The organism is Helicobacter sp. MIT 03-1614 (genome assembly GCF_000762925.2).
Lineage (GTDB): Bacteria > Campylobacterota > Campylobacteria > Campylobacterales > Helicobacteraceae > Helicobacter_C > Helicobacter_C hepaticus.
Genome location: NZ_JRMS02000002.1, coordinates 19,143 through 31,350, shown reverse-complemented (window position 1 = coordinate 31,350; position 12,208 = coordinate 19,143). Strand labels below are relative to the sequence as shown.

The following is a 12,208-nucleotide window of genomic DNA, read 5'->3' as shown; positions in this document are numbered from 1 at the left end:
ATTAATGATACTCTCAAAATCGGCTCACATACTTTCGCATCACGCTTAATTGTTGGGAGCGGAAAATATAAAGACTTTGCTACCACCAAAGAAGCGACTTTGGCAAGTGGTGCAGAAATTATCACCGTTGCAGTTAGGCGTGTGAATATTATGGATAATAAAAGTGAGAATCTTCTTGAAACCTTTAAAGATACAAATATTCAGTTTTTGCCCAACTCTGCTGGGTGTGTCAATGCTAAGGAAGCAATTACACTCTTTCGTCTTGTGAGAGAAGCAACAGGTATTGATTTTATCAAGCTTGAAATCATAGGCGATACAGACAAAACACTCTATCCTGATGTAATAGAGAGCCTACAAGCCACGGAGATTCTAGCAAATGAGGGCTTTTGCGTATTGGCTTATACAAATGATGACCCTATTATGGCAAAACGACTTGAAAATGCGGGAGCAAGCGCAATTATGCCTCTTGCTGCGCCTATTGGAAGCGGACTTGGAATCCAAAATCGCTATAATATCGGCTTTATCAAAGAAGCAGTAAAAGTGCCTGTGATTGTTGATGCAGGGGTAGGCTGTGCGAGTGATGCAAGTATCGCTATGGAACTAGGAGCAGATGCTGTGCTTACAAATACGGCAATTGCTCAAGCACAAAATCCTGTAACAATGGCAGAAGCGATGAAATATGCCATAAGGGCTGGAAGATTAAGCTATCTTGCTGGACGCATACCACGCAAAGCCTATGCAAGCGCAAGTTCTCCACTTGAAGGTATGGCACAATTAAGCTAGATTTAGGCAAATAAATGAAAGATACAATCTTTAAACAAGATATTGGCAAACAATTTGAATTTGATGCACAAGTAGCAAGTGTGTTTGATGATATGCTTGAGCGTTCAATTCCTCATTATAAAGAGGTGTTAGGTTTAATTGTAGATTTTTGCTCCTATACTTTAGAATCTTCTAAAAGTGTTACACCTCTTGTTTATGATTTGGGAAGCTCCACAGGAACGACACTTTTAGCTCTCTCTCAAACCTTATCAGCGCATACACGCTTTATTGGTATTGATAGTTCTCAAGCTATGATTGATAAAGCCTCACTTAAAGCTCAAGCCTATAACGCGAACATTGAATTTATCTGCACAGACTTGCTTGAATACGATTTTTTGCACTCTGATATTGTAATTGCTAATTATAGCTTACAATTTATTCGCCCAATGCAACGCCCTGCACTTCTGCAAAAAATTTACAATGCTCTTACGGAGGGAGGAATTTTAATTGTGAGCGAAAAGATGACTTCTCATCATAGAATCCTTGATAGGCAAATGATAGAACGATATGTTCGCTATAAACAAGAGCAAGGCTACACAAAAACCGAAATTAGCAAAAAACGTGAAGCATTAGAAAATGTGCTTGTGCCTTTTAGCCTTGAAGAAAATATTGCAATGCTTAAAGATATAGGTTTTAGCGGCATTGAGGTGCTTTTTAAATGGGTGAATTTTGGCACTTTGATTGCTAAAAAGTAATAAATATTTATATTTTATATGTATTTATTTTATGCAAACTAAAATTATAAAAGAAAAATAATGTAATTTATTGTAACTTATTTTAAAATTTTACTAAAAACTCTAAAAATTATTATTCAAAAAAAAAAAAAAATGCGTGATATGATAATAGTAAAAACAAAAAGGAGAAACAATGAAACAAGAAGATAATGTTTCAAAACTTACCCCACAGGAACTTGAAGAGTTAAGTAATTGGCTATGGAATAATTGCGATGATTGCGGACTAATGCTTGAAGATATGACAGATTCTTTACGATATTGCGATGAAAATCCTGCAGATTTAGACCCTAGCGAACTTGAAGATTGGCTTTTGGAAACAAGACTATTTGCACTTGATGACAATTGCCCTAAGGGAATAAAAGATTTACCAAAAACATTAGGTGCATTAAAGGGCTTACAAGCCATTGTAGCACAGAGACAATCCATTCAAAGCATTCCTAAAGAAATATGTGAAATCAAGGGTTTAGAAGTTTTGGATTTATTTGATAATGAACTCACACAAATCCCACAAGAAATTGGCAAACTAGAATCTTTAAGAGAACTTTACTTAGGTGAAAATAACATTACATCTTTGCCAGAGAGTATAAAAAATCTACAATCTTTAGAAATTTTATGTTTGAATGACAATCCCATAAAAGCTTTACCAGAGTGGCTAAGCGAGTGTAAGAATCTAAAATGTATCGAAGTAGATGATGATGTGGAGATTCCCTCCTGTATTGATAGCACCCTTATCAATGCCGATTATGAAGGCTATAGCAGCTATGATTATAGATAATCCTCTGCTATAATGGTGTTAATTCATCATAACCAAGCACGATAAGAGGCTTTAGGAGGAGAAGTGGCAAAGATTGATAAGAGTATAAGCAAAGAATTAGAATCTTATTTTAAAGCATTAGCCAAAGCAAAGGGATTTAAAACTTACTCAAATTGGATTTTGTATAAACGCAATGGAGATGATTTTATTAGTGTGCATTATGAGTTATTACATAGGCGTCCAGATACATATCATACAGGCATTTGGAGTGTAGAGATTAAAGGCTATGAGATGGATAGACTCTATTGGGAAATTACAGAAGCAGAAGAATGCTTAACTTACAAAAGTGATGCTTTGAGGGCAAATGGTTCTTTTGTTGTGTCAAGCGAAAATATAGGAGCAGAAAAAAGCTTTTATGTAATCCCTTGTAAAAAGCCCTTTGATGAAGCCCAAATAACAACTATCAAAGAAAAACTCCCCTTAATGCTAGAGTATATCCAATCTTGTATTGATACCTTTTATGCAACATATCGCAATTTTGATGAATATGTGCAGCATCTCCAAGACCTAAGTGAGAAAAACTTACGATATAAAGTATTTTCTCTACTTGCTAAAGGAGATATTTTGAGTGTGCTCAATATTGCGCAAGAACAAGCAGCCATTGAAAAGCAAGAGTTAGGTAAAAATGAAATAGGCTTTTGGGGAATGTTGCTGAATTTTTTACATAAAAATGGAGAGAAAACAAACCTAAGCTTAGTAGAGAGATTCAAAATGCGTTTTAAAAATTTGACATATGTTGAAAGAATGTAAAGAATGAAACTTGCCTTGCTTTTAATTATAATTATATGTAGCTTTGCGCAAGGCAAAGATTCTTTAATTGAAGATAAAATACATAATATTGGGCTTTTTGCACTTGAAGAAATAGATAAAGATACTTTTATCACGCAGCTTGCTTATGATGGTAAAGAAAACTTTATGAAAACAAATATCTATACACCTTTTTCTTTACACAAATGCTATCTCCATAAAGATATGAAAGAGCATATGCAAAAACTTGCTAAGATTCTAAAAGCAAAGAATTTAAAGCTTATTGTGTATGATTGTTTCCGTCCACAAGCTGCACAAGAGCTTGCTTGGAGTATTGTGCCTGATACGCGCTATGTCGCTCACCCAAAGAAAGGCTCAAATCACTCAAGGGGGATTGCCATTGATGTGGGCTTAGCTCAAGGAAATGGAGAAGCTTTAAGTATGCCAAGCGCATTTGATGAATTTAGTGCAAAAGCGTGGCGTGATTATATGTGTCCGAAATCCCAAACACAAAATTGCACTCATCGTAACGAACTCCAAGAGATAATGAGCCAAGCTGGATTAAAGAGTATAAAAACGGAATGGTGGCACTTTGAGCTTCCTATAAGCAATAAACACGGCTACCCTATTCTTTCTCTCCCATAGAATCTACTCAACTATTCGTGGCGCAGCGCATCAATAGGATTAAGCTTTGAGGCTCTCCTTGCGGGAAGATAACCAAAGAGAACACCAATAAAAGCCGAAAATAAAAAGGCAATGATAGCCGTTGGAATATCAAAAATAAAAGGAATTTCCATATAATAACTTAGGCTCAATGAAGCAAAAAATGCCCAAATAATTCCAATTATTCCTCCAAGTGAGCTTAAGGTAATAGATTCTATTAAAAACTGCATAAGCACTTCACTCTGCAATGCACCAATAGCCATACGCGTTCCAATTTCTTTGGTGCGCTCTGTTACGGAAACGAGCATAATATTCATAATGCCAATTCCCCCTACAACTAAGCTTACTCCAGCAATTAAGCCTAAAAATGCGGTAAGTCTCTTTGTGGCAGAAGTGAGTGTCTCTGCAATCTGCTTTGTATCCATAATCTCAAAAGAATCTCTATCTCCGGCACGGACATTGCGCACTTGACGCAGTGCTTGAGTAAGAGCGGGAAGCATTTGTTCAGAATCTACGCCATCTTTTGCACGAAGCATAAGTCGATTAACAAAAAAAAGTGTATTGCTCCCTGATACAGAACGTAAGAATGTTTTGAGTGGAAGCAAAATTACATCATCTTGGTCATTTCCCATACCACCCTGCCCTTTAGATTCTAATACGCCAATGCACTCACACACGATTGTATTTAAACGAATCCTCTGTCCCAAGGGATTACCCTCATTAAATAGATTCTTACGCACCGATTGTCCTATCATACACACATTGCTTCCTACACGATATTCGTTTTCTTCAAAACTTCTTCCTTCACTTGTATCCCATTGCGTTACTTCAAAAAATGCTGCATTTACGCCTTGTGCTTGAGTTGCTGTATTTTGAGCTTGGTATTGTAGGGTAACTGAACCTTGAGAAATGGGTGCAAGAGCCTGTATATATTCGTGTGTAAGCGTAGTAAGATTCTGGGCTTCTTGCAGGCTAAAATTACGGCGAAGATTTGCTCCACTTGGATTCATTACGCGCGCAGGAAATACAAGCAAAAGGTTGCTGCCAAGTGAGGAGATTCTATCGCTTATCATTTTAGTCGTGCCATTTCCTAAACTAATCATTACCACCACTGCACCCACACCAATGATTACCCCAAGCATTGTTAAAAATGCGCGCAAGAAGTTGCGTTTAATTTGTCTTAGTGCGAGGATAAAAGCATTTAAAATCATTAGCAATCCTTTGAATCACTTATTAAGCGCCCATCTAAAAAGTGCAATTCCCTACTTGCATATTTTGCCATATCAGGTTCGTGCGTTACCATAAGAATCGTAATACCCAAATTTTGATTGAGTTCTTGGAGAATTTCCATAATTTCCACACTTCGTTTTGTATCAAGATTTCCTGTTGGTTCATCAGCAAGTAAAAAAAGTGGTTCTGAAGCAATTGCTCGTGCAATCGCTACGCGTTGTTGTTGTCCTCCGCTTAATTTTGCACTTGTGTGCGAAGCCCAATCTTTTAGTCCTACTTTATCAAGTGCTTTAAGAGCAATCTCTTCTCTTTCTGTCTTTTTTACTCCGCGATACATAAGAGGCAATTCTACATTTTCTAACGCAGTTGTGCGCGCTAAAAGATTAAAACCTTGAAAAATAAAACCTATATAGTTTCTGCGTAAAAGTGCACGTTGATTTTGGGTAAGTTCAAATACATTCACATCATAAAACCAATATTCTCCACTACTCCCGACATCAAGAGTGCCAAGTATATTTGCTAGACTTGATTTCCCCGAACCACTAGGTCCCATTAATGCAACAAATTCGCCTTTATCAATGAGTAAATCTACACCTTTGAGTGCTTCAAATGCACTCTCTCCCTTGCCATAAGTTTTGCGCACATTGTGCAATTTAATAAAATCTTCCATATTTAACTTGCCTTAAATCATTGCACCTTTATTTTGGTAATCACTTGTGTTTGCTCGTCAATGCCGCTTAGAATCTGTGTATGAACCCCATCGGTAATACCCGTCTCTACCTCTACGGATTCGGGCATACCATTTTTTAAAATCCATAATGTGCCACTTTTACCTTGTTGCTTTTGCTTGATATTAATTTGCGCTTTAGGACGTGGGCGTGAGGGTGCAACCATTGGATTGAGTGCAGAATCATTCTTTTTTATGCCTGCTTTTTGCAATGCCTTATTTAAATCAAAATACAAAGCAGAACTTGGCACAAGAAGTGCATTTTGGGCTTTTGCAATGATAATATCAGCTGTGGCACTCATATCGGGACGCAAAAGGAGAGATTTATTATCCACTTCAATTTTTGCACGATAAGTGATGATATTAGAAGTGCTTGAAGAAGTATTTGAAGAAGAGCTACTTCCATCGCCTGAACCAAAATTCACACGATTAACTTTTGCGTGAAAATTTTTATCTGGGTAAGCATCAACGGTGAAAATGACTTCTTGTCCTTCTTTAACCTTGCCAATATCTGCCTCTGAAATGCTTGCATAAAGCTGCATTTCTTCAAGATTCTCAGCAACCTTAAAAAGCGTAGGAGCTTGAAAACTTGCTGCTACGCTTTGCCCCACTTCAACGCTACGCGTAAGGACAATACCATCAACGGGTGAAATAATTTCGGAATTTTTTAAATCAATCTTAGCGCTTTCTATGCTTGTTTGAATTTCAATGATAGTAGCGCTCTTAATATCTACATCGGAACGTGCAGAGGTATAATTAGTTTTAGCAGTTTGTAATTCAAGTAGAGAAGGCGAAGCCCCATTTGTTGCTTTATAAAGTTCTTTTAATCTATCATAATTCCATTTTTTATCTGCCAAAGTTTGCTCACTCGCTCTAAGTTGAGCTTGTGCGGAATGAAGCTGGGCTTGAAATTTAGCAATCTGTTGATTAATACTTTCTGGATTAATGCGAGCAAGCACTTGTCCTTGCTTGACTTCATCATTTTCATCTACAAGCACTTCAAGCACAAGTCCGGAAATCACACTCCCAATTTCTACTTCATTCACAGGAGAGAGAGAGCCTGAAGCTGAAATGCTTGATTTAATATCACCACGAGTAGGTTTTATTGTCTCATATTCCATTTGGGAAGTAAAAAGATTCCATAAAATAATACCACCTATACAAAGTGCAATGATACCAAGTAAGATAAACCACACCATAGGAGGTATTTTTTTGCCTATATATTTTTTTGTATGAAGAGTTTGATATAAATTCATTCTTTGTTTCCTTGTGGAGATTGTTCTTTTTGTGGATTCTCTATTTGCTCCAAAGCAAGATTCCCACCTAAAGCTTTAAAAAGCGTAATAAGCGATAGAATCTCGTTTGTTTTTGCACTATGAAGCTGTGTCTGCAAATTAAGATATGTATTTTCATTATTTAAAAAATCACTTTTATCAAGCAATCCACGTTTATTTTTTGCACTATTACTTTCGTAAGCCTTTACACCAATTTCATATACATTTTGCGTATTTTGCACCTGACGTTTTTTAGATTGCACATCAAAAAGTGCGTTTTCAACCTCGCCTAAAGCTGTATTAACATTATTTTGCAAGGTATAATATGCTTCATTACTTAACTCTTTTTGAATAAGATAATTTTGTTTTAAAGGTGTGCGATTAAGCAGAGGTGCAGTAATGGAATTTGCTATCTGAAATACGAGAGAACCTGCACCATTTGTGCTATATAGAATCTCACCAATTGAGCCACTAAGCGAAATATTTGGCAATCTTGCAGCATTTGCATTTGTTTGTTTATAAAGCTGAGAATGCAGAGCATAAAGACTTGCTTGGATATCTGGACGAGAGAGCAAAATATCACTTGGCATTTTATCTACATAAAAATTTGGAATATGCGGAAATGTATAATTTATAGAATCTAAAAAATCAATGTTTTGGACGAGTTCATCGGCAGTAATATTTAAAAGCACAAGCAGAGCATTTTTATTTTGCTCAAAAGTATAAGAGAGACTTTCATAAGTATTCTTTTGCGCGGTTGTATTTGCTACAAAGCTTTGATAAGTGTTTACATCAATAAGTCCTAATTTATATTTATCTATATTAATTGCCTGAATCTGCTCTAAGTTTTTTAGAGTAGATTCGGCAATAGCAAGCGAATAAGCATTATCCCGCAATGTAAAATATAAAGTCGCCACTTCAGCAATTAAAGAAATTTGTGCAAAAGCAAGATTACTTTGTGCTTGAAGATAAGATTTTTTGCTCGCTTGACGTAAGGCATTAAGTTTGCCAAATAAGTCAAGTTCCCAACTCATACTGATATTTGCATTGATTGAATTTGCACCTGGACGGATAATTGTGCTTTGAGAGAGAGTGCGCCTATCAATATAACTTGAATTTAACCCAGCATTAATTGTAGGAAACATATTTGCTGTATTGATTTTCATTTGAGACTTGGCTTGCTTAATACGAGAAATCATACTCAATACATTTGTATTATTTTCAAGCGCAAGATGAAGGATTTGGTGCAATTGCTTATCATCAATAAGTGCCATAAACTGCTGTAATCTAAAAGGTTGCTCTTGTAAAGATTCCATATTTATAGGATTCGTGGATTGTTTTATTTTTGTGGTATTTTGAGATATAAGTAAGTCTTTAGTATTAGAAAAAGCAGCGGGAATATGTGTTTGCTTAGCACTTTGCTCAAGTGTGGGAATATGTGTGCTACAACCCGTATATATCATACCAACAAATAAGCATATCTTCCTCACTTATCTTATTCCTTTTAATATCTTAAGGTTACTCTTAAAATGATATTGAAAAAATGTGAAATTAAAGTGAATCTTAAATATTAAAAGATTAGAATCCAAAACTACTTAAATCTTAACATTTTAGAGAGAATCATTTGAGACAAATTGTATTCATAAGTATGCTATGGATTACTATAATTTTTATGACTGCTTGCTCACACCACGATTCTTTACAATCATTTAATAAATATTACTACGGTGGCAATGATGAAAAAGCCTATAAATATGCCAAAGACAAAGCCGGAAAATCTGGAGATGTATTATGGAATCTTCAAGCGGGTGTGAGTGCATTTACTTCACATCAAGAAGATACTCTAAATCTTTTAGAACAAGGTGAAACACTCTTTAGCAAATATGAATCAGAAGGTTTAATGGGTGGCATATTTGGCAGTGTAGGTTCAGTGCTTGTTAATGAAAATATTAGAGATTATCGTGGCAATATTTATGAGGGCGTTATGTTCAATTATTATAAGGCACTCAATACTATGTCGCAAAAAGACTATGCTCGTGCACGTGTAGAATTTAATCGTGCAAATGACAGACAACGTCGTGCTAAAGATTATTTTAATAAAGATATTCAAAAAGCTCTTGCACAAGAACATAAACAAAATGCACAAAATAGAAATCTTCAGCAAGTTGATACTCACTCTTCTATCTCTTCTCTTTTACAAAAAGAATACAGCAATTTAAAAAATTTTCAAGCTTATGAGGGCTTTATCAATCCTGCAGTAAGTTATGTTTCTGCACTTTTTTTTATGCTTGAAGAAGATTACAATAAAGCAATGGATTTATACAAAGAATCTTATGGGATTAATCACGCCTCAATCATTAATCAAGACTTGCAAATAATGCAAAAGCGTAAAAATAGTAATACAGATGCTAGATATACTTGGTTTATTATTGAAGATGGGCAAAGTGCGCATAAACAGGATATGTCAGTTAATTTACCTACATTTTATGTTAGCAATAATGTCTTGCACGTAGGTGTTGCTATACCAATGCTTGTAGAAGGAAAAATAAGTGCTCGCATATATCAAGCTCAAAGCATAGAACAACAAAATTTTAAAGCCTCTGAAGTAGCTGATTTAGATAAAGTGATTGCAAATGAATTTAATAAGCAACTCCCCTTTATTCTTACGCGCACAATCTCTTCTGCTATACTCAAATCAATTACTCAAAATGTATTGGATAATCAATTTGGCACAATAGGAGCTTTAGCAGGTGCACTTTATTCTATGAGCACAACAAGTGCTGATGTGCGTATTGCTACGGCTTTACCTAAACGTGTCCTTGTACTACAAATTCCAAATAATGTGGGTAAATTTATGCTTCAGGCTGATAATCGTCCACTTTATAATGTGCATTTTGAGTGTATAAAAGAAACATCTTTACAAAAAAATACGCAAAAAATAAAAAATATTATTACTTTATGTGAAAAAAACGATAACATTCTATATTTACGCGTCAAGGGTAATAATCCAACTTATAGAATCTTAAAGGGCGGTAACATTGATGAATAAAGCTTTTTTATGTCTTATAACCATAGGTGCATTATTTATGGTAGGTTGTAGCACATCACCAAAATATATTAATACAGCAGATTCTAAATCTTATACAAGTATGGGGCTTGATTATCACGACATTGAAAAAGCAGCAAGTGATAGTGTTCGTTCTTTACTCAATAGTAACTATGTGCGCAATCTTTCTCGCACAGGCTCTCCTAAAGTATTAATGATATCAAATGTCATTAATGATACTATGCAAACTATTGATACAGAACAGCTTACTCGGAAAGTAACACGTGATATGCGTAATAGTGGAAAATTTGTTCTTACTCTCGCAGTAGGAAATAAAAAAGATAAAGGTATTACGATGGGTAGGAGTGTGCGTGATAATGATGAATTTGACCAACACACTACAATTGAAAAAGGCACATTAAAAGCCCCAGAATTTTCTCTATCAGGAAAAATTGTGCAAAAAAATACTAAAATTGGCTCAAAGCAGCGCACTGACTATTATTTCCTTCTCACACTTACCAATATTAAAGATGGTCTTGTTGTTTGGGACAATGAGGTAAATATCATTAAGCTTGGCTCAAATTCATCTGTAAACTGGTAAATAACTAAATTTTAGGAGGCATTTATGAAAACACATACAAAAGTTTTATTTGGAGGCATTGTTACAGGGTTGCTTATTATAGGCTGCGCCAATAAAGATGATGCACTTGGTGTTGGTGGTAAGAGTATCGATAAAAAAGCACTTCAAGCTCTTAGTATTCAAGGTGCACCAAATTGGGTGCTCAATGGTGGGCAAGGTGATATGAGCGCCGTAGGAATTGCTGATATTATTAATGGTGATTTGGGCTATGCACGCACAGAAGCATTAGCTTTAGCTAGAGATGAACTTGCACGACAAGTAGCTACAGAGGTTGAAGGCGTAATAAATCGTGCAGCAAGTGTAACTATGGGTTCTTCAGTCCAAGATGCGCAGGTTTCTAAAGCTAGTGAACAAATCATAAAACAGGGTGTTTCTCAAACTCTTAGTGGAACAAAGCAAACCGATACTTGGATTACCAAAGATGCAACCAAAATCTTTGTGCTTATTAAACTTAATCCGGAGCTTAAAGCCAAGCTTCAAGCTAATGTAAAGAGAGAAATTAACAAAAGTTCTCTTCCAAGCAATATAAGACAAGAGGCTGCAAGATCATTTTTGATTCGGTAATGCTAAATTTGAAAACTAAAATAAATTAAATATGATGTCATTGCTAAGAATCATACTCCCCATATATATTATCATTATATATGGAGGTTGCTTTGGTAGTTCGCCTAAGCCTCCTTCTTGGTATGGTAAATCCTCAACAAATGAAACCCAACTCATTGGTTTTGGAAGTGCAAATAGTCTCAATACTGCTCAAGCTAATGCTTTGAGTGATATTATTACCCAAATCAATGTCCAAGTAAGCACACAATTTAGCTCCAATATAAAAAGACAAAATAATCTTATCACTCATAATTCAAGCAATGAGGTATATCTTGATAGTGCAGGAATTGAATTAAATGATGTGCAATATTCACGTAGTGCATTTGAAAATGGTATATTTTATGTAGAAGCAAAAGTTCATAAAGCTACTCTTATTAAGCAGTTCCAAAAAAAGTTCAATACCGTATATAACTCCCTTAATCTTTCTCGTATTACTCAATGCAACACAATTTCTATTAAAGATAAAATACAGATTGAGAAAAATTTAGAAACTTTACACCTGTATGCTACACTACTCCAAACATTAGGAACTACAAGCAAACCACTTAATAATTTTGAAAATATCCTTGCCGCAAATACACCACAACCTAATGCGAAGCTTGTTATTGAAAGTAATTTGACTAATGAAATAATTTATAATAATTTGGCAAAGGAATTGGGACATTTTTACAGCTTTGATTCTCAAGCAAACCAAATTCTAAAAGCTAAAGTGCAAGTAAGCAACAACAACGAAGGTGTAAAAATTAATATAATTTTTACCATATTTGATTGTCGCAATAATCCCATATTTAATACAAATGTAAGCTATACTCATAATGCTACCAATGTGCAAGAGGCATTGCGTTTCGCTTCACAGCGCGTAAGTGTTCAGTTATATAAAAAAATACAAGAATGGATTGAGCAATAAA

The 12,208-nt window shown here is 35.3% G+C and carries 13 protein-coding genes; 9 read left to right on the top strand and 4 right to left on the bottom strand.

Translation table 11 applies throughout. From position 1 onward, the window contains the following. From LS66_RS01405 to LS66_RS01385, 5 genes are all read left to right on the top strand, one after another. The gene (locus LS66_RS01405; RefSeq protein WP_034367778.1) at positions 1-783 is read left to right on the top strand and encodes a thiazole synthase; all 783 of its coding nucleotides are present in this window, start codon (positions 1-3) and stop codon (positions 781-783) included. 14 nt (positions 784-797) lie between these two features. After that, positions 798-1,517: a carboxy-S-adenosyl-L-methionine synthase CmoA gene (gene cmoA / locus LS66_RS01400; protein WP_034367760.1), complete on the top strand. Its 720-nt coding sequence runs from the start codon at positions 798-800 to the stop codon at positions 1,515-1,517. A gap of 172 nt (positions 1,518-1,689) precedes the next feature. Further along, a complete protein-coding gene (locus tag LS66_RS01395; RefSeq protein WP_034343185.1) occupies positions 1,690-2,331 on the top strand; it encodes a leucine-rich repeat domain-containing protein in 642 nt (213 codons plus the stop codon). 63 nt (positions 2,332-2,394) lie between these two features. Next, on the top strand, positions 2,395-3,120 hold the full coding sequence (locus tag LS66_RS01390) for a hypothetical protein (RefSeq protein WP_138091820.1): 726 nt from the start codon (positions 2,395-2,397) through the stop codon (positions 3,118-3,120). A 3-nt stretch (positions 3,121-3,123) separates the two neighbouring features. Next, positions 3,124-3,762: a M15 family metallopeptidase gene (locus LS66_RS01385; protein ID WP_052057374.1), complete on the top strand. Its 639-nt coding sequence runs from the start codon at positions 3,124-3,126 to the stop codon at positions 3,760-3,762. A gap of 11 nt (positions 3,763-3,773) precedes the next feature. Here LS66_RS01385 and LS66_RS01380 read toward each other — a convergent pair whose 3' ends face one another. The 4 genes from LS66_RS01380 to LS66_RS01365 are packed head-to-tail and all read right to left on the bottom strand — an operon-like array spanning position 3,774 to position 8,501. Continuing rightward, positions 3,774-4,991 carry an ABC transporter permease gene (locus LS66_RS01380; RefSeq protein ID WP_034366706.1) on the bottom strand — a complete coding sequence of 406 codons (1,218 nt, stop codon included), beginning with the start codon at positions 4,989-4,991 and terminating at the stop codon, positions 3,774-3,776. Beyond that, positions 4,991-5,680 (bottom strand): ABC transporter ATP-binding protein, encoded by a 690-nt coding sequence (locus LS66_RS01375; RefSeq protein WP_011116696.1) that lies wholly within the window; start codon positions 5,678-5,680, stop codon positions 4,991-4,993. The genes LS66_RS01380 and LS66_RS01375 overlap by 1 nt, the downstream gene beginning before the upstream one ends. 17 nt (positions 5,681-5,697) lie before the next feature. Beyond that, the gene (locus tag LS66_RS01370) at positions 5,698-6,993 is read right to left on the bottom strand and encodes an efflux RND transporter periplasmic adaptor subunit (RefSeq protein ID WP_034366709.1); all 1,296 of its coding nucleotides are present in this window, start codon (positions 6,991-6,993) and stop codon (positions 5,698-5,700) included. Then, entirely contained in the window at positions 6,990-8,501 is a 1,512-nt protein-coding gene (locus LS66_RS01365; protein WP_034366712.1) for a TolC family protein, read from the bottom strand. The genes LS66_RS01370 and LS66_RS01365 overlap by 4 nt, the downstream gene beginning before the upstream one ends. A gap of 134 nt (positions 8,502-8,635) precedes the next feature. Between LS66_RS01365 and LS66_RS01360 the strand changes: the two genes are divergently transcribed. From LS66_RS01360 to LS66_RS01345, 4 genes are read left to right on the top strand one after another with little or no spacing between them, the layout of a single operon-like run. Beyond that, entirely contained in the window at positions 8,636-10,060 is a 1,425-nt protein-coding gene (locus LS66_RS01360) for a hypothetical protein (protein ID WP_236096949.1), read from the top strand. Then, positions 10,053-10,658 (top strand): penicillin-binding protein activator LpoB, encoded by a 606-nt coding sequence (gene lpoB / locus LS66_RS01355; protein ID WP_034366715.1) that lies wholly within the window; start codon positions 10,053-10,055, stop codon positions 10,656-10,658. The genes LS66_RS01360 and lpoB overlap by 8 nt, the downstream gene beginning before the upstream one ends. Positions 10,659-10,682: 24 nt before the next feature. Then, complete coding sequence (locus LS66_RS01350) at positions 10,683-11,261, top strand: LPP20 family lipoprotein (protein ID WP_034366718.1); 579 nt, start codon at positions 10,683-10,685, stop codon at positions 11,259-11,261. Positions 11,262-11,292: 31 nt separating this feature from the next. After that, positions 11,293-12,207 (top strand): LPP20 family lipoprotein, encoded by a 915-nt coding sequence (locus LS66_RS01345; protein ID WP_081947950.1) that lies wholly within the window; start codon positions 11,293-11,295, stop codon positions 12,205-12,207. Position 12,208 lies beyond the last annotated feature (1 nt).